Source organism: Bacillus sp. FSL K6-1218 (assembly GCF_038006445.1).
In the GTDB taxonomy this organism is placed as follows: domain Bacteria; phylum Bacillota; class Bacilli; order Bacillales; family Bacillaceae_G; genus Bacillus_A; species Bacillus_A thuringiensis_S.
Genome location: NZ_JBBOVE010000001.1, coordinates 1,813,157 through 1,838,656 on the forward strand (window position 1 = coordinate 1,813,157; position 25,500 = coordinate 1,838,656).

Consider the following 25,500-nt stretch of genomic DNA (forward strand, 5'->3'; position numbering starts at 1 on the left):
TTCATTTTTGTTGCAAGTACTAATGTATATGTTGATTATGCCCAGGTGCAGGAGTATGATCTGGGAATGTCGCGAATACGGCAACGATAATTACTACACTAATTGAAAGTAATAACAAAAAACGCTGTTGGATAAAAGTAGAAAAGTTCTCCGATAACAATTGAATCACACAGGACATAGTAATCGTTATAGTAAGTAAAAGGCTAATGAACAATATACTATGAGCTTGTTGAGCGTTTAACATTTCTGTAATCATTGCTCCCATCATACTTGCCATTAATCCAGAGAACATTCCTTCTAAAGCAGTATATAGGTGAAAACGTAGACCCACTAAAAAACCGATAAAACCACTAATTAAAATAGCAAGTAAAGTAGAATATAGTAATTCCCCCTTAAAGAGAATGCCTAAATAAAAACCAATACTTAAACCGATACTCATACTAAAAGACATAATAAATACCATATACTCCATTAGGGTACCCTTACGTTTAGAAATATTGGATACAATAAGAATTGAGGTACAGCAAAGTGTTAAGGTAGTTAACGTATAAGCAAACATTATGATACCTCCTTGTCCTATCGTTCATTTCATCATATGTGTACTTATGATAATTTATATCTGCATATTATCTGCACAATTTCATAGATGTAAGCAAAGAGAAGTTTGATTTTGTTGGGGGGTCCTTTTTAAAAAGAATTATATAAAAAATGAAATTTATGCTTTTGTAATTATTAAATTGATCTAAAGTTATTTTACATTTTTATCTTGTTTTTGGAAAAAAATGTGCTAAAATGAAAGTAAGTAAACACTAACTAACATAATTGTTTTATAATACTAATAAGGAGGGATAAAAAACTAAAATGACAAAAATATCAGCAAAAGAAAGAATATTAGAAGCAGCAATTTCCTTGTTTGGTGAGAAAGGGTATAGTTCGACGACAACCCGTGAAATTGCAGAAAAAGCAAAAGTAAGTGAAGTAACTATTTTTAGACATTTTGGTAACAAGGAGAAGTTATTTAAAGAGGGTATTATTTTGAAAACTACACCTGTTGCAATACTAGCTGATTTAACAACCAAACTAACTGGAGATGTAGAACATGACCTAAATTTATTAGGGAATATTTATATGGAAATTAATATACCAAAGGTTAGTCAAATTTGGGCTGTTCTTATTGAAGCTAGACAAAATGAAGAAATGAAAGGGTTATTTAATGAAATTAATATGCGCTTGATAGATCACTTAGTTACCTATTTAAATAAATTACATGGTAAAGGTGAAATCCCATTGAAGGATTTTAAATTGATTTCTGCTATGTTTTATGGTCAATTATTTACCTACTTAATCAATATGGTGGCAATTGGAAATGATGAGATGAACAATGTTACAAGTGAGCATTTTGTTGCTACCTGCGCATCAATGTACAATAACTATCTTAAAGAGTCAAAGTAAAGTGTAAAGGAGGGTTGAGATGGGAGGAATAAATTTATTTTGTTTCCCATTTGCGGGAGGATCATCAACTTATTATATGCGATGGCAGAAGTATTTGCATCCTGGGATTGATTTGAAAATAATAGAGTTATCTGGTAGAGGAAATAGAATCACTGAACCGTTATATGAAGAATTTGAAGAGTTAATTGATGATGTATATATGAAAATTAGAAATCAGCTACTAGAAAAACCATATGCCTTATTTGGGCATAGTATGGGAAGTTTAATTACATATGAGTTAACAAGAATTATACAGCAGAAAGATAATAATCTTCCTGTACATCTCTTTTGTTCAGGAAGAAATTCACCTAATAAAAAATCTATAACTTCTATGCACAAATTACCCGATGAGGAATTTAAAAATGAGGTTCTTCTTTTGGGAGGAACACCTAAAGAAGTGTTGGCTTGTGAAGAATTAATGGAGATTTTTATGCCGATTTTGAAATCAGATTTCAAAATTGTTGAAAATTATGAACATAGATTTATATATGGAAATGAAAAAGTCAGAGTTCCTATGACTATTCTTAATGGTATTCAAGACCAGTTAATTGATATTAAAGAATTAGAGGAATGGAGAGAATTTTCTACTGAACAATGTTCTTTTCATTTGTTTAATGATGACCACTTTTTTATAAATAAGCATGTTGGGGACATTACCAAAATTATAAATAACACATTAATTGATGAAAAAAATTATCATCAATTAAAAATAATCTAGGGGTAATCGAATGAAAACATTAATAGAGATGCTAGAATCTAAGAGAGAGATTAAGAATAAAGGTATTACCATAATAATGAATAGTAATACAGAAAAATTTATATCGTTTGAAAATTTATACAAAAAGTCAAAAGGTGTTTTATATAATTTACAAAAAAAAGGTTTAAAGCCCCAGGATGAAGTGATTTTTCAAATAGATGATAATGAACAATTTATGTACTTGTTTTGGGCATGTATTTTAGGAGGGATGATTCCTGTACCTATTACCGTAGGGAACAATGATTTGCATAAAATGAAGGTAGTAAATGTATGGGGGAACCTTTCGAATCCTTATATTGTAACCGATAAACACACACACCAAAAGTTAAGTTTATTTTTACGAAATTCCGATATAAAAAATGAAGAAAAAATAATTGATGAAAGGGTTATCTTTATAGAAGAATTAATAAATGTAATAAAGGAGGGGGTAATTTATTCTTCTAAGCAACAAGATATTGCTTTTATACAGTTTTCTTCGGGTTCTACAGGGGCACCTAAAGGAGTTATTCTTACTCACCATAACTTACTTACAAACATTAGAGATATTGTTAAAAGAATAGAAGTTGGTGAATTGGATTCAATGTTAAGTTGGATGCCTTTGACCCATGATATGGGATTAATTTGTTGCCATCTTATGCCTATATTTAAGGGGATTAACCAAGTGAATATGAATCCATGGCTGTTTATTCGCAACCCGATTTTATGGTTAAAGAAGGCAAATGAATATAGAACTACAATATTAAGCTCACCAAACTTTGGGTATCATTATTTCTTAAAATATTTTAAAGAAAAATATGCAGAGAATTGGGATCTTTCATGTATACGATTAATTTTAAATGGCGCTGAGCCTATCGCTATTAATACAGTTAATGAATTTTTGAAACGTATGATACCATATGATTTAAAAACTACATCTATGTATCCAGTATATGGAATGGCGGAAGCTACTGTCGGTATTTCTGGCCCAAAAATAGATAAAGAAATCAATCCAATCTATTTACAACGTCAAAATTTGAATTTTGGTAAAAAAGTAAAAGAAGTGAGTAGTGAAAGTGAAGATGCGGCTCCATTTGTTGCAGTAGGATTTCCTGTAGATTCTTGTCAGGTTAGAATTTGTGATAATAAAAATAATGTTATGGAAGATATGTATATTGGTAATATTCAAATTAGAGGGGATAATGTAACGCAGGGATATTATAACAATATAGAAGCAACAAATGAAACAATAACTAGTGATGGTTGGTTAAAAACAGGGGATTTGGGTTTTATGATGAATGGTGAAATCGTCATTACTGGTAGAGCTAAGGAAATAATAATTATAAATGGACAGAACATATATCCACATGATATTGAAAGAATGATTGAATCACTACCTTCTATGGAATTGGGAAAAGTTGTAGCTTGTGGAGTGTTTAATGAACAAAAACATACAGATGAATTAATTCTATTTATTTTGTATAAAGGAAAGATAAGAAGTTTTATTCCATTACTTCACCAAGTAAAACAAATTATACAAGAAACGTTTGCGATACCTGTAAAAAATATTATTCCCATAAAAAAAATACCTAAGACGACTAGTGGGAAAGTAAGAAGACTCTTTTTGGCACAATGTTATCGTGAAGGTATGTACACTTTATTATTGGAAGAAATTAAAAAAGAGCAAAATGGATTAGAATTGATAGATAATATACAAGTTGATTCTATTGATTATGTTGAAAGAAAAATGCAATCATTGTGGGAAAAGGTTTTCGATAAAACTATTTTAAGACCTACAGATAATTTTTTTGAAATAGGTGGAGATTCTTTAAAGGCAAATTTATTAAATAGTATGATAGAGGAATCGTTTAATCTCTATATCCCTATAAATAAACTACTTGAGGCTCCTACAATTATTGGGATGTCGAAGGTAATAAAGTTAAGTATGGGCGATGTGATTTCTCCAAAGGGAATAACAGTTAACAAGGGAGCAAAAAAATATGAAGCTTCATTTGCTCAAAAGCAGATTTACATGCATAGTCAGTTGTATGACAACAAACTTTTATATAATTTACCGCATGGAATCTTTATAGAAGGAAAGATAAATTATGATAAGTTTCAACAAGTGTGCGAAAAATTAATAGCAAGACATGTTTCATTAAGAACATCATTTTTATGGGAAAATCAAAATCTGTTTCAAATAATTAATGACAAGTTAGATTTATATGTGGAATATTGTGAAATCAAAGAGGCTGAAGTAGATAATTTAATTGCAGACTTTGTTCAAGAGTTCGATTTAAAATGCGCGCCATTAATGCGTATAAAATTGATTAAAATTAATACGAATAAGTATTTAATACTTTTTGATATTCATCATATGATTGCTGACGGAACAGCAATAAAAAATCTAATTACAGAAGGAATACAGCTATATAAAGGAAATAAATTAAAGCAAGATATGCTGCAATACTATGATTATTTAGAATGGAGAAACTCACCTGATCAGAAAAAGAAAACGTCTTCACAATTAAACTTTTGGAAAGAAGAGTTTTTAAATTCAGTTCCCGTATTGAATTTACCTACTGATTTTAATCGGAGTCCTGTAAAAAAAATAACAGGTGAAAAAGTTGACTTATTTCTCACTGAGGAGATGACACAGCAGATAAGAATGTTTTCAAGAGCACAACAAGTAACACCATTTATGTTTTTTCTTGCAGCGTATAATGTATTACTGTCGAAATACTCACATCAAGAAGATATTGTTATTGGCGTGCCCGTAGATGGTAGGAAACAACCAGATTTATTTTCAGTAGTAGGGATGTTTGTAAATAGTCTTCCATTAAGGAATTATCCTAAAGGAAATAAGCAATTTGATGAGTTTTTAAATGAAGTTAAAGAAAAAAATATAAAAATGTATGGGAATTCAGATTATCCATTTGAGAAGTTAGTGGAACAGCTCGATATAAATAGAGGTCCATCAAGAATGCCTCTGTTTGATGTGATGATAAATTATTTAACTCTAGAAAATGAATTGATGGATAACCTAGATGTTAGTTGTAATTTATATGATATAAACAATAATATTTCTATGTTTGATTTAAATCTAATAATTAATGAAAAAAGAAAAGAATACAGGCTTACTATGGAATATAGTACGGATTTGTATAAAAAAGAAACAGTAAAACTTATGCTAGGAAGATTAGTTAATATTATAGAACAAATTATAGGAAATCCGAAGTTAAAGCTTGAAGAAATTGAACTTTTAACTAAATTAGAGAGAATGAGAATAGTAGAAAACTTTAATAAATCAAAAAGACATATCGTGGCAGAGTTTAATTTTTAATAAAAGGAGAATTAATATGCAAGAAAACAATATTTATTTTTGGTCTCCTATAATGCATTGGGAAAAGAGTGAAGGTCGTATTATCATAAATGAATATAATGCACCTACAGTTGCAGTTGAGGTTTTTCCTGAATTTTATTTTTGTACTCAGAATGGAATTGAAATCGACGAACTAATTGATAGATTTTCTAATATAGATAAAAAAGAAATACAAGAATTGATTATGTTTTTAATTGAAAAAAAAGTTTTAATTAAATCTATTTTAAATCCAAAAGATTTGTTTGAATCTCAGACTAAATTATTTCAAAAATACGATGAGAATCTTATGTTTGATAAAGAAAAACTGGATGTTTATACAAACGTACAGTTAAATCGTATGTTTAAAGGTTGTAAAAAAACGAAAATAGAACTAATTAAGCCAGATGACACAGTTCTATCCATGTTTGAAAGGAGATCACAGCGCGTTTTTGATGAGACTACCAAGATATCTCAAGATGTTTTTTCAAACTTATTCGGAGTTCTTCAGCAAATTAAAAACAAAAAGGAAGTTAAGTATGCATATGGTAGTGCGGGAGGATTATACCCAATTGATATATTTATCTATATTAAGAAAAATAGAGTTGACGGGGTTAGAAGAGGATTGTATTATTACCATCCTGTCAGTCATAGTATATATCTTGTTGATGATATGGCTTTAATTACTAAAGATGTACATTTCTATAATAATAAAAATATATTTGAGTCTTCAGCATTTTCTATTTTTATGATATATAATTCTGAATCTTCTATGGCTAAGTACGGTGGGAACGCTTATTCATATGCTTTAATTGAAGCAGGAATTATTACGGCAACACTAACATCTGTGGCTGAGCATCAAGGTATAGGTTTATGTTCAATAGGAGATTTACACTTTGATAAGGTTAAAAAAAATTTTAAGTTACAAAGGAATCAAGTGTTACTACATGTTATTGAAGGTGGATTAAAATTAGAGCAATAGAATTTAGGGAATAGGAGAATGTAAACATGAGCCTTGAAACCACAAACAAGAATATAGATATAGACGAATTAAAAGAAGTTGAAGAGTATTGGATTACTACGTTAAATGAAATACAACAATGTAAAATTCCAGCTGACAATCATTCGGAAAAATTAGATTTAGGCATTGAAAAAATTCATATTAAAAGCAATGTAGCTAACCTGCTTTTTGAGATGTGCCAAAGCCAAAACTTATCAATATATGTATTTATGCAAACTGTATTAAAAGTTTTAATGTATAAAATAAGTGGGCAAAGTAAAATTACAATAGGAACACCTATGTATCAAAGTGTTGATGAAAGTTCACAAAAAGTAAATAAACTATTGCCGCTTTACAATATTGTAGACAAAAATCTTAAGTTTAAAGATTTACTTTTAAATGTGAAGAATACTACATTGGATGTATATAATAAGCAATACTATCCTTTAGGAGATATTAGCAAGTCATTAGATTCTAATGAAAAGTTTAATGTTAATTTACTTTTTGAAACAATACATTCTATATCTTATGTGGGTGAGTATCTTTCTAATCAGCCGAGTACATTAAACTTTATTTGTATAAAAGACAAGGATAGTTTTTGGGTTGAATTATTTTATAATAAAATGTCATATAATAAAAGAACAATTTGCAGAATGTTGGAATTTTATCAAAATATATTAGAACAAGTTTTAAATAATATGAATTGTACGTGTTCTAATATTGAATTAGTGTCTACTGAAGAGAAGCAAGAAATTGTTGAAGGTTTTAATAGTAAAAACATACAGTATCAGGTATTAGAAAATAATATATCTGAACTTTTTGAAAAAAATGTTAGGGTTTATCGTGATATGGTTGCTATTCAGTTTAATGGTGAAAAGCTCACATATCAAGAATTGAATGATAAAGTAAATCAGTTAGCAAATTCCTTACATAAGCAAGGCTTGAAAAAGGATATGGTTGTAGGAATCATGTTAGAGCGATCGTTAGATCTAGTAGCCACAATTTTAGCAGTTTTAAAATTGGGGTCTACGTATTTGCCAATTGATTTAATAAATCCGGTTAACAGAATAAACTATATGTTGGAAGATAGTGATGCGTCTTTTGTAATTACTAGCAAATTTGCACTAAAAGGTATAAAGCTTAGTACAAATACCATTGTTTTAGATCGAGAAAAATGGGGTTCTGAATCTACAAATTTTACAAATAAACATGCAGAGGATCTAGGACAAGGGCCAGCTTACATTATTTACACATCAGGTTCAACTGGAAAACCTAAAGGAGTAAGCGTCGAACATAAAGCAGTATGTAACTTCATTGATGGGATGGCAAGGAATATACCCTTGAGAGAGAATATGTCAATTTTAGCGTTAACAAGTATTTCTTTTGATATATTCTTTGTCGAAACAATATTTGCTCTAGTAAATGGAATCAGAGTTGTTATAGCAAAGGAAAAACAATGTAGCAATCCATTAGCTATAAAAGAATTAATCTTGAATCACAAGATAGATATCTTACAGATGACACCCTCTAGATTAAGGTTGTTACTTGATAATGAGGAATATTCCAAGTGTCTAAAAAGGGTTTCTATTCTTCTTGTAGGAGGAGAAGTATTTTCTTCAAAATTATTAAATGAGGTTAAAACTATAACAGATTCAAGAATTTTTAATTTATACGGTCCTACTGAAACAACAATCTGGTCCACAATTAAAGAACTTACTAATGAAACAAACGTAACTATAGGAAAGCCGCTTCCACATTATAAATGTTATATATTAAATAAAGAGAAAAATGTACAACCAGTAGGAGAAATTGGAGAATTATATATTTCTGGGGAATGTTTAGCTAAAGAGTATATAAATCTTCCTGAAATGACAAAAGAAAAGTTCATTTCAAATCCTTTTGTTTTAGAAGAACGGATGTACAAAACGGGAGATTTAGCTAGATGGCTTCCAAATGGTGAAATAGAATATATTGGTCGAAATGATTCTCAAGTGAAGATTAATGGGTATCGCTTAGAGCTGGAGGAAATAGAGAAAGAATATTTAAAATTTGAAGATGTAACAGATGTAGTTGTACTGAAATGGGGAAATAAAGATGGTTCAAGTTATCTTTGTGCATATATTCAAGGAAAAGAAAAAATTTTAATTGAACAGTTGCAAGGTTATATATCAAGAAATTTACCAAGTTATATGGTACCTAAGGCGGTAATACAATTAGATCAAATGCCACTTACTATTAATGGGAAATTGGATAAGAAGGCACTACCTAATCCTGCCTTAGTTGTACAAAAACAAAAAGAGTATATAGAACCAAGAGATGCTAAAGAAAGAATAATAGCAAAAATATGGGAAAAAGTTTTGGGTTTTGAAAAAATAGGTATTGAAGAAGATTTCTTTATGCTCGGTGGAAACTCTTTAAAAGCTATTCAAATTGTAAACTGTTTAGAGAATGAGTACTCCTTAGGTACTACAGTAAGTACTTTGTTTGAAAATAGAACAATTTCTCGATTAGCTGAATCAATTCAAGAGAAAAAGAATAATAATAATGAATTAATATCTGCCTATCCAGACCCTTTAAATTTACATAAACCCTTTCCATTAACTGATGTACAATCAGCATACCTTTTAGGAAGAGATGATCAATTTGAGTTAGGCGGCGTTTCTACGCATGGTTACTATGAGATAGAAACAACTTTAGATATAACAAAGTTTAATGATAGTTTGCAAAAAGTAATTGAACGCCATCCGATGTTAAGAGCAATCATTTTGCCTACTGGAGAACAACAAATATTAACGGATGTTCCTAAGTACAAAATAGAAATAGAAAATATCCAACATTTAGATGCAGTAGAACAAGAATTGATAATTAAAGAAGAACGGGAACGAATGTCTCACTTTATTTTTAAATCGGACACATGGCCTCTATTTGAATATAAGGCATTCAAAATATCAGGTAATAGACATATACTTTGTATTAGTTTTGACGCAATAATAGCAGATGGTATCAGTATGCAAATTGTAGGATCTGAAATAATGGAATTTTATAAAAACCCTAATATACGATTGCCACAAGTAGAGATTTCTTTTAGAGATTATATGTTAAGTTATCAAAAACAAAAGAATACAGATGAATATATGAACGATAGGGAATATTGGTTACAAAAATTAAAGGATTTCCCACCAGCTCCATCTTTACCTTTGTTACAAAATCCAAAATTGTTAACAAAGCCACGTTTTAATAGATTACAATTTAATTTGAATAAAAAGGAATGGCACTCCTTAAAGAGTATTGCGAAATCCATGAATATTACTCCGTCAGTATTATTGTGTACAACGTATGCAAAAGTATTGAGTATCTGGAGTAATGTGGAGAGATTTGCATTGAATTTAACAGTATTTAATCGTCTTCCAGTGCATCCAATGATAGAACATGTTGTGGGGGACTTTACTTCGCTATTATTAATGGATATTGAATTGCAAGGGGAGGAAACATTTAGTGAAAGTGCTCAACGCATTCAAAGATCTTTAATTCAAGCGTTAGATCATAAAAACTATGATGGTGTGGAATTTATTAGGGAATATAGCAAATTGCATGAATTAGGTACAGAAGTGGCTATGCCAATTGTATTTACTAGTATGTTAACAGAAAATAATAAATTTAGTTGGGAAAATTTTGGAGAGGTAAAAATAAGTTCTTTTCAAACTTCTCAAGTATATTTGGATTATCAAGTTATGGAGATAAAGGGAGATTTACAGATTACATGGGATTATGTGGAGGACTTATTTGATGAACACGTGATTGGATCGATGTTTTCTCAATACATCGAAATGTTACATCATTTAGTGGAATCGAAAGATTTAGCTCAATTAACTCTTCCTAGGATTGATGAAAATATAGTTAAGCAGTATAACCAAACCGAGAAAGAAACTGAAAAAACAACATTACACAATTTATTTGCTAGACAAGCACAGAAAACACCAGATTATACAGCGGTTATTATGGAAGAAGAGAGCTTGACATACCAAGAATTAAATGAAAAATCTAATCAAGTCGCAAGGTATTTACAAGAAAAAAGAGTAGGAAAGGGTTCACTAGTTGGGGTGCTTGCACAACGTTGCCCAGATACGATTGTAAATATTTTAGGGATTTTAAAAACAGGAGCGGCATATGTACCAGTAGATCCAGAATATCCAAAAGAACGTATTGACTACATCTTAAATAATAGCCAATGTGATTTATTATTGACACCGGATGTGTATTCAAAAGAGGGTCTACATTCTTGTTCTATAGAAGATGTGGAAAATGAAAGTAGTCCAAATGATACAGCTTACATTATTTACACTTCTGGAAGCACAGGGAAGCCTAAAGGGGTAATAATTACTCATGAATCAGCAGTTAATACCATTTTAGATATGAATCAAAAATTCCAAGTAAATGAAGATGATCGTTTTATTGGTCTCTCATCTATTTGTTTTGATTTATCCGTATATGACATTTTTGGTGCTTTGAGTAGTGGAGCTTCAATTGTTCAGATTAAGGATCAAAGGGATATTCAAGAAGTCATAGAAACAATCAACAAGTATGATATTACAATTTGGAATTCGGTTCCGGCTATTATGGATTTAACAATTGAATTTATAGAATCTATGAAAGAATATCAAGATAACGAATTACGTCTTGTATTGTTAAGTGGGGATTGGATTCCGTTGACATTACCAGAGAAAATTTGGAAATATTTTGGGGAAGCACAAATTAATTCATTAGGAGGAGCCACAGAAGCTTCAATATGGTCTATTTATTATCCGATTAATGAAATAAACCCTGAGTGGAAGAGCATTCCATACGGAATGCCATTAGCAAATCAAAAATTTTATGTTTTAAATTATGCAGGACAGGTTTGTCCAGTAGAGGTAGAAGGAGAACTCTATATTGGAGGAATAGGCCTAGCACAAGGATATAAAAATGATGATATAAAAACAAAAAATGCATTTATAGAACATCCTACATTTGGGCGCTTGTATAAAACAGGGGACCATGGAGTGTTAAGAAAAGAAGGATATATTGAATTTTTAGGTCGAAAAGATCAACAAATTAAGATTAGAGGATACCGAGTGGAATTAGGTGAAGTGTCTAATCAACTATTAGAGCATAAGAATGTTCAACAAGCAGTAGTAATAGATCAAGTAGATTCAAACGGGAAAAAATTTTTATGTGCGTATATTGTTGTAGATGATGAGAAAGTCATGGAAACTATTCGAGAGTATCTAGCACAAAAGTTGCCAGAATATATGATTCCGCAATATTTTGTAAAATTAGAGAAATTGCCACTGACTCCGAATGGAAAGATCGATCGTAAAGTGTTGCCAGAACCTAAGTTGATAGAAGATGATAAGAGTTTAAATATCGAGTATCCAAATACAGAGATAGAGAAAAAAATCGGTAGAATATGGGAAGGTGTATTAGGTATATCCCCTATTGATATACACAGTGATTTTCTAAAATTAGGCGGTAATTCTATTGCTATGATACAAGTGGTGAATTCCATAAATAAAGAATTTAAAATAAACGTGGGAATTAAAAAGTTTATTGAATTGAGAACGATTTTTAAACTGTCAAAAGAAATTGAATCCTGCAAACAAGAAGAAATAATACATGAAGAACATGATAGTAAGACAGCAGACTGGGAAAATTTATATAATCCTTTTCCATTAACAGAAGTACAAACAGCCTATTGGCTAGGAAGAGAGAATACGTTTGAAATGGGAGGGGTGTCTACACATAGTTATGTAGAAATAGAGACACCAGTTAATATAGAAAGGTTGAATAAAGCTTTACAAGAAATGATTCAACGACATCCAATGTTAAGAGGTATAATTTTACCATCTGGAGAACAAAAAATACTAGAAACTGTTCCAGATTATCTCATAAAGGTAGTTGATTTATCTTATCTTGACGATAAATCAAGACAAGAGGAAATTATTAAGGAACGAAATAAAATGTCACATCATGTTTTTGATAGTAGTCAATGGCCTTTATTTGAATTCCGTGCATTAAAAATAGCAGAGAATCTACATATTCTTTGTGTTAGCTTTGATTTATTGATAATGGATGGAGCTAGTATGATTCATATCTTTTCCAAAGAATTGTTAGAACTGTATTTGAATCCAAATAAGAAGCTTCCTAAATTAGAATTTACGTTTAGAGACTACATTACAGAACATATAAAGTTTAAAAATACAAAAAAATATAGTACGGATAAAGCCTATTGGTTGTCTAAATTGAAGGGTTTTCCTTTTGCACCGGAACTACCAATGAAGCAGGAACCAAATGTAATAAAAAATCCAAAGTTTAAAAGATTGGAATATAAAATATCTCGAAATATTTGGAGTAAACTCAAAAAGATTGCACAAAGTTATAGTATAACGCCTTCAGTTTTATTGTGTACGTCTTATGCAGAAATACTTGCAAAATGGAGTAATCAACCTAAATTAGCTATTAATACAACATTATTTAACAGGGAGCCTTTTCATGAACATGTTAATAGAATTATAGGTGATTTCACAATGATTTCCTTACTAGATGTTGATTTTAGTCAGGGAGAACTTTCTTTTGCTAATCGTGCACAACAGTTGCAAGAGGTATTAATAGAAGCTTTAGAGCATAAATCGTATGATGGCATAGACTTTGTAAGGGAGTTCTCAAATTTTCATAACTTAAATGGAAAAGCAGTGATGCCAATTGTATTTACTAGTATGCTATTTCCAGAAAAAGAAGAGGTAGATTGGACAGACTTAGGAGAAGTTAAATTGGGAGTCAGTCAAACTTCTCAAGTATATTTGGATTATCAAGTTATGGAGATAAAGGGAGATTTACAGATTACATGGGATTATGTGGAGGACTTATTTGATGAACAGGTTATTGGATCGATGTTTTCTCAATACATCGACATGTTACATCATTTAGTGGAATCGAAAGATTTAATTCAATTAACTCTCCCTAAGGTTGATGAAAATATAGTTATTAAACAGTACAACCAAACCGAGAAAGAAATTGAAAAAACAACATTACACAATTTATTCGTTAGACAAGTACAGAAAACACCAGATTATACAGCGGTTATTATGGAAGAAGAGAGCTTGACATACCAAGAATTACATGAAAAATCTAATCAAGTCGCAAGGTATTTACAAGAAAAAGGAGTAGGAAAAGGTTCACTAGTTGGGGTGCTTGCACAACGTTGCCCAGATACGATTGTAAATATTTTAGGGATTTTAAAAACAGGAGCGGCATATGTGCCAGTAGATCCAGAATATCCACAAGAACGTATTGACTACATCTTAAATAATAGCCAATGTGATTTATTATTGACACCGGATGTGTATTCAAAAGAGGATCTACATTCTTGTTCTATAGAAGATGTGGAAAATGAAAGTAGTCCAGATGATATAGCTTACATTATTTACACTTCTGGAAGCACAGGGAAGCCTAAAGGGGTAATAATTACTCATGAATCAGCAGTTAATACCATTTTAGATATAAATCAAAAATTCCAAGTAAATGAAGATGATCGTTTTATTGGTCTCTCATCTATTTGTTTTGATTTATCCGTATATGACATTTTTGGTGCTTTGAGTAGTGGAGCTTCAATTGTTCAGATTAAGGATCAAAGGGATATTCAAGAAGTCATAGAAACAATCGACAAGTATGGTATTACCATTTGGAATTCGGTTCCGGCTATTATGGATTTAACAATTGAATTTATAGAATCTATGAAAGAATATCAAGATAACGAATTACGTCTTGTATTGTTAAGTGGGGATTGGATTCCATTGATATTACCAGAGAAAATTAGGAAATATTTTGGAAAAGCACAAATTAATTCATTAGGAGGAGCCACTGAAGCTTCAATATGGTCTATTTATTATCCAATTAATGAAATAAACCCTGAGTGGAAGAGCATTCCATACGGAATGCCATTAGCGAATCAAAAATTTTATGTTTTAAATTATGCAGGACAGGTTTGTCCAGTAGAGGTAGAAGGAGAACTCTATATTGGAGGAATAGGCCTAGCACAAGGATATAAAAATGATGATACAAAAACAAAAAATGCATTTATAGAACATCCTACATTGGGCCGTTTGTATAAAACAGGGGACCATGGAGTGTTAAGAAAAGAAGGATATATTGAATTTTTAGGTCGAAAAGATCAACAAATTAAGATAAGAGGATACCGAGTAGAATTAGGTGAAGTGTCTAATCAACTATTAGAGCATAAGAATGTTCAACAAGCAGTAGTAATAGATCAAGTAGATTCAAACGGGAAAAAATTCCTATGTGCGTATATTGTTGTAGATGATGAAAAAGTCATGGGAAGTATTCGAGAATATCTAGCACAAAAGTTGCCAGAATATATGATTCCGCAATATTTTGTGAAATTAGAGCAATTGCCACTGACTCCAAATGGAAAAATCGATCGTAAAGTGTTGCTTGCTTTGGAAATAAGAAAAAATAAATTGGAAGAAAAAGCCCCTAAGTTGTTAACACGAACAGAAAATATAATTAAACAGTTAATCGGTGAGGTATTACATGTTGGGGATATTAGCTTAAATGAAAGTTTTTTTGAACTGGGAGGATCATCTATACATTTAATTCAAATGCATAGGAAGCTAGAACAATTATATCCTGGGAAATGTAAAATAACAGATATGTTTATTTATAACACCGTATCAAAACTAGCAAAGTTTATTGATAAAAATGATATTGAGATATCGAAAGCTCAGAATATTTATACTGCTGAAGGGAAAATTACAGCATTATTAACACAAAAAATTAGAAGCATTGCTCATAAAGAAAAAGTACAGTTAGAAGATTTATTAATAGCTTTCTCAACATATTTGTTTACAAAAATAACAAATAAGATGAATATGAAAGTTCAAACGTTATTGGATAGTGAAAATGTAAAAACTATCACTTTGGATATGAATAATTTACATGATTTCAATACTATGTTTAAAGAAATTTATAAGCAGCGTAAGCAAAGTATAAACATAAAGACAACCAATAATAAACATTTGGAAAGTAACAATTTTGATTACCTTATGTATAATCAAACATTCTTGAAGGGAAAAATTGATCCTTTAGCACTGTCTAATACTAGTATAGAAGTTAAGGAATTAAATAATATAGTTCATTTTACAATTAAATCTAATAAGGAAAGAATAGCGATGCACACATTACAGGAACTATCTAATATGTTTATCAAGCTAATAGAAATGATAATAAGTAAATATTCCATTAAGGGGTAGGTTTTATGGAAAAGATTGCAATGGTATTTCCGGGACAGGGTTCTCAATATGTTGGAATGGGGAAAGCTCTTTGTAAAGAGTTTTCCCTTGCAAAAATGGTATTTGAAGAAGCGTCAGACGTTTTGCACATGGACTTGAAGAAAATATGTTTTTCAGGAGATTCTAAGGTATTAACAAGTACTGAGAATGCACAACCAGCTATTCTAGCAACAAGTGTGGCTATGTTTCGTGTATATTTACAGGAGTTTGGTGTTTTTCCTGATTATGTCGCTGGCCATAGCTTAGGCGAGTTTTCAGCATTAACTTGTATGCAAGCCATTTCATTTTCTGATGCTCTAAAATTAGTTAGAACAAGGGGACAGTTAATGAAAACGGCAAGTGATATGCATACCGGTATGATGTTAGCGGTAAATAACTTTGATAAGAATATTTTAAAAGAAGTTTTAGAAAAGGTAAATGGACAAGGTAATTTAGTAAGTGTTGCTTGTTATAATTCCCCGACTCAAACAGTTATCTCAGGTAATGCACAGGCCATTCAGCAAGTAGAGAGTTATTTGAAACAAAAAAAGGTTAGTACAAACTTATTGAATGTTAGTGCTCCTTTTCATTCAAGTTTAATGGAATCAGTAGCCGAAAGTTTTACAAGACATTTAGATAATAATAAATATCATTCATTTAAAGGGAAAATTATTTCAAATACTACAGCTTTGCCCTATGTTAGCATAGAAGAAATGAAAAGGAACCTAACACTTCAAATCACTAAACCAGTTAAATGGAGTCAAACAATAGACTATCTAAAAAATCAAGGAGTAACAATTGCGATTGAAATGGGTCCTAAAGGTGTATTAACTAATTTGTCTAAAGGAAATGTTCAAGAAATGGAATTTTTTTCTTATGATAATGGGACGGATAAAAAGCTATTATTTGACAGATTGAATGTTGCTCCAAGGCCTAAATATTCTTTGATAACTAGATGTTTAGGAATGATGGTAGCGACGAAAAATTATAATACCAATACTTCCGAATATGCATCAGGAGTTATTGAGTCGATCAGAATGTTAAGAAAGATTCAAGAAAATCTTGAATTAAATGATAAAAAACCATCTATAGAACAAATGCATTATGCATTAAAACTTCTAAAAACAGTATTTGATACAAAAAGAGTCCCTTTTCAAGAACAACAAAAACGTTTTGAAAAATTATATGAAGAAACAGGAGTGAAATACTCTTTTTAATTTGAATTTTCATTGAAGTTTTTAAGGATGGAGGAGAATCATGTTAAATTTTAACGATATAAAATTGGAAGATTTCATGGACAATAGTTTGAAAAATAAAGATTTAGATAAAAGTGATGATGATATTGCGATAATTGGTATGGCAGGTGTATTTCCATTAGCTGATAATGTTCAAAGTTTTTGGGAGAATATACGTTTAGGTACAGATTGTGTTCATGCTATTCCAAATTTGAGAAAAGAGCAAGCGGATAAATATTTACATCATGTAAATATATTAAATACAAATGAATATAGATATAAAAAAATGGGTTATATTGATCAGATAGATAATTTTGATTACAAATTTTTTAATTTATCACCTAAAGAAGCAAGTTTAATGGACCCGAAACAAAGATTGTTTCTTCAAGTTGCTTATCAAGCTATTGAGCATGCTGGTTATGGAGGAAAGAGATTAAATGGCACAGAGACAGGAGTATTTGTAGGCCATAGTGAATTAGGCGGAATAAGCTATAGAGAAATGATTCAAAATATTGAACCAGATTCATATATGACAGGATTTATTGGGAATTTACCATCAGTTATTCCAAGTAGAATATCTTATCTTTTAGACTTAAATGGGCCAAGCATGTTAATTGATACGTCCTGTTCATCATCGCTTACCTCTTTATATTTAGCATGTCAAGCTATTAAAAATGGCGATTGTAAACAAGCCATTGTTGGTACCGCGCATATTAATTTATTACCGTTTGAAATAGAACAAAAGTTAGGCATTGAAGCTTCGGATTATAGAACAAGATCATTTGATGATGGTGCGGAAGGGACTGGATCTGGAGAGGGAGTTATAGCTATTCTAATAAAGCCTTTAAATTGTGCGATAGAAGATGGGGATCATATAGAAGCTGTTATAAAAGGGGGGGCAATTAACCAAGATGGAAATTCAATTGCATTGACAGCACCAAATGTAGAAGCTCAAGAAAAGGTAATTTGTCAAGCGTGGGAAAATGCTGGAGTATCTCCCGAAGACATTACGTATATAGAAGCACATGCTACAGGGACGTCTCTAGGTGATCCAATTGAAATAGCTGGTTTAGAAAAAGCGTTTGAAAGGTTTACTGAGCGAAAGCAATTTTGTGCAATCGGTTCTGTAAAGTCTAATTTAGGACATTTAGAGGCAGCGGCTGGATTGGCTGGAGTTGTAAAGAGTGTCATGGCCATGAAAATGAAGGAGTTGCCACCTTCAATCCATTTTTACCGTCCTAATCGTAAAATAGAATTTGAGTCATCTCCTGTATTTGTGAATGATTTGTTACTACCCTGGGAAAATGGAGGGAAAGCTAGGGTTTGTGGTGTAAGTTCATTTGGAATGAGTGGAACTAATTGCCATATTGTCTTGTCAGAATGGAATAATGAGAATTCTGTAAATAACCATCAATATAATAACATGTTTCATTTATTAACTATCTCAGCAAAAAGTGAAAAAGCAGTGAAAGAATTAATAAAAAAATACCAAAAATTATTAAATGAAAACCAGTATGACCTTAGAGATTTATGTTATACAGCAAATACTGGAAGAGGGCATTATAATTACCGCCTTGCTATCATATTCCAAAGTGAGGAAGAACTTAAGACAAAATTAAATTTGCTAGTTACTGAAGAAAATTTAAAAAATCAAAAAAAACAAGGGGTTTTTTGGGGGGAATACTCACTAATAAATAGAAGGACAGATGAAAACATAAAAGTTTTAAGTGAGTTAAACATAAAAAAGTCAAGCCAAGAAGCGTTAAGATATATAAATCAAATAGAAAATCCTTATTACGTAAAAGGAAATGAATTGCAAAATATATGTGAATACTACATTGAAGGAGCAGATATTGATTGGGATTTTCTGTATAAAGGTGAATTGCGGAAAAAAGTAATTTTACCTGTATATGTATTTGATAAATACCCATGCTGGTTAAGTATCCCAGAAAAAAATGACAGTAAAGAGTTTAATTTGAATATTTCTCATTTACTAAAAGACTCTAAGGTGCCTGCTGATTTAAAAAAAGAAATAGAAAATTTAACAATGAAATGGGATAGTTATATATCAATTAATAACAGTGTTGAGGATATATTAAGTGAAATAAAAATAGTTGGAAAAGATAAACAAAATTATTCTAAAAATGAATTACTTGTAGCAAAGGTATGGGCAGAAGAATTAGGATTAAAGACTATTCATATAATTGATAACTTCTTTGAACTAGGTGGCGATTCAATAATAGCTTTAAAAGTTATCAATAAATTGAATAGATATTTATCTTTAGAGTGGAAAGTTACTGATTTATTAAAATACCCAATTTTTAAAGATTTAATAAGTCATATAGATAAAGACGCTAGTGAAAAAGTTACTAAATTAAAAAATGACATTGAGTTAAGTAAAGTAATGGATTACTACCCCATTTCATCTGCCCAAAAAAGAATATATATAATGGAACAATTTACAAGTGGAACAACAACGTATAATATGCCACAAGCTTTTATACTAGAGGGGAATTTAAATTTAGAAAAAGTAAAACAATCCTTTCTCGATCTAATGGAAAAACAAGAGTCATTAAGAACTTCATTTCAGTTAATTAATGGCCAACCTGTACAAAAAATCCATGCTTCACTGCCATTTGAAGTTGAAGAAATAAAAATTAAAGAAAATATAAATACAACTATTCGGAATTTTATTAGACCATTTAATTTACAAGAACCACCATTATTTCGAGTAGGTATTGGTGAAATAGAAGAAAATAAATATTTATTATTACTAGACATTCATCATATCATTGCAGATGGAACTTCTATGGCGATTTTTACAAATGAATTTATAAAAGCATATTCGGGACAAGAGATTTATAAACCAAATAGACAATATAAGGACTTTACAAATTGGAAAGAAAATATGGTAAATAGTCATGAATATCAAAAACAAGAGGAATTTTATAAAAGAATTTTTTCAGGAGAGATACCAATTCTAAATTTACCGACTGATTTTTCACGGTCTGATAGGCTAACATATAGTGGAGAAAAATTTATTTGCTATTCTTCAAAAGAATTAGAAAGTAAGTTGAGAAAGTTAGCATTAACAGCCGAAACAACTTTATTTACTGTTTTGTTATCAGCTTATTATCTTTTAATGTATAAATATACTCTTCAAAAGGATATTGTAGTTGGCACGTTAATAAATGGTCGCCCACATTATTATTTAGAAAATGTTATAGGGATGTTTGTTGACACAATTCCTATAAGAACTAGCATACAAACAAATCAAAGCTTTTTTGACTTTATGAGAAACACAAAGAAAAATGTTATGGAGTTCTTTGATAATTCGAATTATCCATTCGAAAAAATAGTTGAAAATATAAAAGTAAAACGTGAAGCAGCAAGAAATCCTTTATTTGATACAATGTTTGTACTTCAAAATATGGAGAAACCTAATTTTGATCTTGAGGGTGTTTCTTTGGAAAAGTATCCATTTGAAAATAATACTTCTATGTTTGATATTACGTTGTTTGCTTCTGAACAAGCTCAGGGTATAGAATTTACATTTGAATTTAGTACTCAACTGTTTAAAAGAGAAACAATTAAAATGATGAGTGAACATTATTTGAAGATCTTAGATGATATTACTTCAAACCCTGAAATACAGATTAATGATATTTTGAGAGAAAAGCCTACGCAAATTAATTTAAATGTAGAAAATATAGAGTTTCAATTTTGAATTCATTAGAAAGGTGAATGAAAATGGGTAAAGCAACGAATGATCCGTATGTAACAAATCAAATTTTTGAGAATCAAAAAGGTTATTGGAAAGAAAAACTAAAAGGAGAAGTTGCTATGAGCAGCTTCCCAACAGATAAGTCACGTGTTTTATTAAAAGAATATAAAAAAGAAATTGTAAAATTAAAATTTTCTGATGAATTGGTAAGAGATGTTTTTCGGATAAGTAAAAATTCTGAGTTAGGAACCTATATTTTATTACTATCAGGAATCATGTATTTAGTATATAAATATACTGATAATGAAGATGTTGTTATTGGAACTCCTATAATTAATATGGGAGGGGATGAGAAGACAATAAATCAGTTACTTACTTTAAGAAAGAAAATTAATAGTCAAATAAGCTTTCGAGATTGGATAAATGAAGTTAAAGGAGTTGTAGTGGAAGCATTACAAAATCAAGAAATTCCTTACCAAACGATTTTACAAGAGAATAAAATCTTATTAGAAGATGAAAAAATGCCCTTGTTCCCAATAGTTACATTACTAGAAGAAATACAAGATATAAATTACATAAAGCCGATATTTGCGGATATTGCATTTATATTTAATTTAAACGACGGCATTGAAATAAAAGTTGAATTTAATGAAAACGTATATTTTAGAGAAACAATAGAGGCGATGCTACGTACACTAATATTGTATTATGAGGAGACAACAACAAATCCAGATGTTCTACTAAAAAATATAAATGCTACATCTGAATATGATTCTAACAAAATTTTATTTGAATTTAATTCCAATATAGAGGCGATTAATCAAGAATTTAATGAACCAATTCATGTCTTAATAGAAAAACAAGCAAAATTAACACCGAATAAAATAGCTTTAAAGTTTGAAGAAACAGTACTAACTTTTGAGGAGCTTAATAAATGTGCTAATCGTTTAGCTCAGTATTTAATTAGCGAGTATACCATAGATTCAAATGAGTGTGTAGGTATCTTACTTGAGAGATCACATTATACCATTGTAGCAATGTTAGGGGTTTTAAAAGCAGGCGCTTCTTATGTACCTATTGATCCGACTTTACCTACAAATAGAATTAAAAATATTATAGATAATACTGCAATAAAAGTTATTATTTCGAAATCTAATTATGTTCAGATGCTAAATAAACTTCAGTGGGAATGTTTCGAATTTAAAGCTTATGTATGTTTGGATAGTAATAACATTGAAGAAGTGGAAGATACACATAATAATGAATTAATGGATCCGAAATTATGGAATCATATTGGAGCTAGTACAAATAATAGAATAGGTATGGGTGGTTGGATAAATAGTTATACAGGAGAAGAATTTAGTAGGGAGGAGATGGAAGAGTATTCAAATAACGTTTTGAGAAAATTGACTCCTTATTTACATGAAAATATTCGTGTATTGGAAATAGGTTGTGCATCTGGTATTACAATGTACAAGATAGCGCCATATTGTACATTATATTATGGTACTGATATGTCAAATGTGACTATTGAAAAAAATAAAAACTACATTAAAAAACAGGGTATTGAAAATATTAAATTAGAATGTTTAGCAGCTCATGAAATTGGGCAAATTAAGCAGAAATTTGATGTGATTATTATTAATAGTACAGTTCAATATTTTCCAGGTCATAATTACTTGAAAAAGGTTATAAATATTGCCACAGATATGTTGGATCAGAAAGGTGTTATATTTCTTGGTGATATAATGGATCAGGATAAAAAATCTGAGATGATTGAATCACTTGTTCATTTTTCTAAAAGTAACCCAAATTATAGAACCAAAGTTGATTTTTCATCAGAGTTATTTCTAGCAAAATCTTGGTTTAATGATTTGCAAATAAAAAGCCATATAATTCATTCATTAAATATATCGGGAAAAAATTGCAAAATTGAAAATGAGCTGACAAAGTATCGCTATGATGTGATTTTAGAAGTAAATAAACTCATAGTAAAAGAGTCTAATGAATCTAATCTGTTGAAAAAACAGCATGATTATAAGAAGTTGTTAGAGTATAGTTCTGAAAATCTTGATTTGCAGATACAAGAGAATCAAATAGCGTATGTTATTTTCACATCGGGATCAACTGGAAAGCCTAAAGGAGTACAAATACAACATCAGGCACTTACTAACTTTGTAGAAGCTATGAGGAATATATTAAATGAAAAACAAACTACTGTAATGTTAGCATTAACAGGTATATCATTTGATATATTTATTTTAGAATCTTTATATTCATTAGCGGTAGGATTAAAAGTTATAATTGCAAATGAGAAGCAACATATGAATATTAAAGAAATAAATAAATTAATTATGGATAATCAAGTTGATATAATACAATTGACACCTTCAAGATTAAAATTATTAATTGAGGATGCAAGCGGTCTTGAAAAATTAAAAGTAATTATAGTAGGCGGAGAATCTTTTCCAAAAGAATTACTAAAACAGGTTCAGCAGCATACAACAGCTGATATTTATAATGCATACGGTCCTACAGAAGCTACAGTGTGGGCTACATATAAAAAAGTTACTAAAGATACTGAAATAACGATCGGAACCCCTCTTATGAATTATCAGTGCTTTATTGTTAATCCAAATGATTACTTAAAGTTACAACCTATTGGTGGGGTTGGAGAATTAGTTATAGCTGGTAAAGGCTTGTCAAAAGGGTATCTAAACAATCATAAATTAAACAAAGAACAATTTGTTAATAATCCTTTTAGTGAAGAATCCTTAATGTATAAAACTGGAGATTTAGCTCGCTATCTTCCAACAGGAGACATTCAATTTCTAGGAAGAAAAGATAATCAAGTTAAGTTAAATGGATATAGAATAGAGCTAGAAGAAATTGAATCTATATTAAAAAATTATTATTGTATCGAAGAAGCTAAAGTGATAGTGAAACAAGATGAAAAAGCGACTTTATATGCCTTTTTGGTTATAAAAGAGAAAAAAGAGTTTAGTGGTTCAGAATTACGTAAGTATTTGTTAGGAATATTACCGAAATATATGGTCCCATCAAACTTTATATGTATAGATAAAATACCATTAAATGCAAATGGGAAAACTGATCGAAATGCATTATTACAAATACTTCAAAAAAGAGAAAAGAATAAAAGAGTTGAACCAAGTAGTGAAAGAGAAAAACTACTTGCAGACTTATGGGGGAAAGTATTAAATACTGAGTTTATTAGTATATACGACAATTTCTTCGAACTTGGTGGTAATTCTATAAAAGCGATAGAGATAATTTCTGAGTTGGTAGATTTATTCGAGGTATCTATTAATGACGTATATGCATTTCCTACAATTTTTGAGTTTGCAAAGAATATGACTTATAAGCAAAATTATTTAAAAAACAAACTAGATAAAATAACACAAGACATAGGTTTAATAAATCATAACGATATTGAAGCATTAGAGGAATATAAAGATATCTATACTAATGATGTTAAGCGCTATTCTAATGAAGTTCTTTTGTCACAAAAGAATTATAACAATATATTTTTAACAGGAGGAACAGGGTACCTAGGAATTCATTTAGTTAATGAAATATTAAACAGAACAGAATCAACTATATATCTATTAGTCAATTCAATTTCAGTAGAAGCTGCTAAAGAAAAATTAAATAAAAGATTTCTTTATTACTTTAATGAAGAAAATCTATTAAAGAAATATCAATCCAGAATCAATATTATCTTAGGAGATATTACCCAAAATAAATTTGGTATGGAATGTAAGGAATATGAGAAACTGTCTTATAAAATAGATTGTGTTCTTCATAGTGCGGCAAAAATAAAACATTATGGGAACTGGGAAGATTTCCATAATGTTAATATCGAAGGAACAAAAAATGTATTGAAGTTTGCAAAGACAGGTTTAAAAAAAGATTTCAACTATATATCTACACTTAGTATAGCAAGTGGTGGTGATTATGTCATATTTAGTGAATATGACAAAAAGGGAAATCATATGATTGAAAACTACTATTTAAGAAGTAAAGTACTAGCAGAAGAAGCTGTACTAGTTGCAAGGGATTCTGGACTGAATTGTAATATATATCGTTTAAATTCTTTATTTATGAATTATTGCTCCAAAAAAATGCCTTATAATTTTAAAGAAGAAGGCTTCTATATGGTAATAAAGGCAATGAATAATTTAGGAATCTATCCTTTTTTAATAAATCCAGTACTAGATTTATCAGGGGTAAATCAGGTAGCAGAAGCCATAGTAACTCTTTTTAATAAAGAGTGTCTTCAAAATGAGATTTTTCATGTTTTTAACCCTAATAAGATTAGTTGGAATGATATGGGGATTGTTGCTCAATCTTTGGGTATAGCGGTTGATGTTGTTAATTTTGATGATTTTGTTCAATATTTATCTAATCACCTTGAAGACCCAATGAAAAGACAATCTGTAATTCAAGTTTTATTAAATTCATTTTTATTTAGAAATACTAAGGAATCAAATTTTCTAAGAGTGTGTGACAGAACAAATTTAATGTTAGAGCGTTTAGGGTTTAAATGGTTATCAAATCATAATGAATATATAGAAAAATTTTATAATCAATTAGATTAAATAAAATAAATATAGGT

8 protein-coding genes and 1 pseudogene are annotated in these 25,500 nt (G+C 30.0%); 8 read left to right on the forward strand and 1 reads right to left on the reverse strand.

The window, feature by feature from the left end:
* Window positions 1-19: 19 nt before the first annotated feature.
* On the reverse strand, window positions 20-559 hold the full coding sequence (locus MHI26_RS09455) for a hypothetical protein (protein WP_061667501.1): 540 nt from the start codon (window positions 557-559) through the stop codon (window positions 20-22).
* Window positions 560-861: 302 nt separating this feature from the next.
* On the opposite strand from MHI26_RS09455, the gene MHI26_RS09460 reads away from it, so the two are divergent.
* The 8 genes and pseudogenes from MHI26_RS09460 (at window position 862) to MHI26_RS09495 (ending at window position 25,483) form a co-directional block, all read left to right on the forward strand.
* Entirely contained in the window at window positions 862-1,452 is a 591-nt protein-coding gene (locus MHI26_RS09460) for a TetR/AcrR family transcriptional regulator (RefSeq protein ID WP_016122308.1), read from the forward strand.
* 19 nt (window positions 1,453-1,471) lie between these two features.
* Window positions 1,472-2,209, forward strand: a complete 738-nt coding sequence (locus MHI26_RS09465) for a thioesterase II family protein (RefSeq protein ID WP_061667500.1) — start codon at window positions 1,472-1,474, stop codon at window positions 2,207-2,209.
* A gap of 10 nt (window positions 2,210-2,219) precedes the next feature.
* Window positions 2,220-5,567: a condensation domain-containing protein gene (locus tag MHI26_RS09470; RefSeq protein WP_061667499.1), complete on the forward strand. Its 3,348-nt coding sequence runs from the start codon at window positions 2,220-2,222 to the stop codon at window positions 5,565-5,567.
* A gap of 16 nt (window positions 5,568-5,583) precedes the next feature.
* A complete protein-coding gene (locus tag MHI26_RS09475) occupies window positions 5,584-6,564 on the forward strand; it encodes a SagB/ThcOx family dehydrogenase (RefSeq protein WP_061667498.1) in 981 nt (326 codons plus the stop codon).
* 26 nt (window positions 6,565-6,590) lie between these two features.
* Window positions 6,591-15,317 (forward strand): annotated as a pseudogene (locus MHI26_RS09480) (amino acid adenylation domain-containing protein); the annotation flags it as partial.
* Window positions 15,318-15,892: 575 nt separating this feature from the next.
* On the forward strand, window positions 15,893-17,122 hold the full coding sequence (gene fabD, locus MHI26_RS09485; RefSeq protein WP_061667412.1) for an ACP S-malonyltransferase: 1,230 nt from the start codon (window positions 15,893-15,895) through the stop codon (window positions 17,120-17,122).
* Between the two features lie 40 nt (window positions 17,123-17,162).
* Window positions 17,163-20,867 (forward strand): condensation domain-containing protein, encoded by a 3,705-nt coding sequence (locus MHI26_RS09490; protein WP_061667413.1) that lies wholly within the window; start codon window positions 17,163-17,165, stop codon window positions 20,865-20,867.
* A gap of 23 nt (window positions 20,868-20,890) precedes the next feature.
* Complete coding sequence (locus MHI26_RS09495) at window positions 20,891-25,483, forward strand: AMP-binding protein (RefSeq protein WP_061667414.1); 4,593 nt, start codon at window positions 20,891-20,893, stop codon at window positions 25,481-25,483.
* The last annotated feature ends 17 nt before the right edge of the window (window positions 25,484-25,500 follow it).

Coding starts and splice junctions, on each gene's coding strand:
- MHI26_RS09460 (WP_016122308.1), top strand. CDS start 862: ATGACAAAAATATCAGCAAAAGAAAGAATATTAGAAGCAGCAATTTCC.
- MHI26_RS09455 (WP_061667501.1), bottom strand. CDS start 559: ATGTTTGCTTATACGTTAACTACCTTAACACTTTGCTGTACCTCAATT.
- MHI26_RS09465 (WP_061667500.1), top strand. CDS start 1,472: ATGGGAGGAATAAATTTATTTTGTTTCCCATTTGCGGGAGGATCATCA.
- fabD (WP_061667412.1), top strand. CDS start 15,893: ATGGAAAAGATTGCAATGGTATTTCCGGGACAGGGTTCTCAATATGTT.
- MHI26_RS09470 (WP_061667499.1), top strand. CDS start 2,220: ATGAAAACATTAATAGAGATGCTAGAATCTAAGAGAGAGATTAAGAAT.
- MHI26_RS09495 (WP_061667414.1), top strand. CDS start 20,891: ATGGGTAAAGCAACGAATGATCCGTATGTAACAAATCAAATTTTTGAG.
- MHI26_RS09490 (WP_061667413.1), top strand. CDS start 17,163: ATGTTAAATTTTAACGATATAAAATTGGAAGATTTCATGGACAATAGT.
- MHI26_RS09475 (WP_061667498.1), top strand. CDS start 5,584: ATGCAAGAAAACAATATTTATTTTTGGTCTCCTATAATGCATTGGGAA.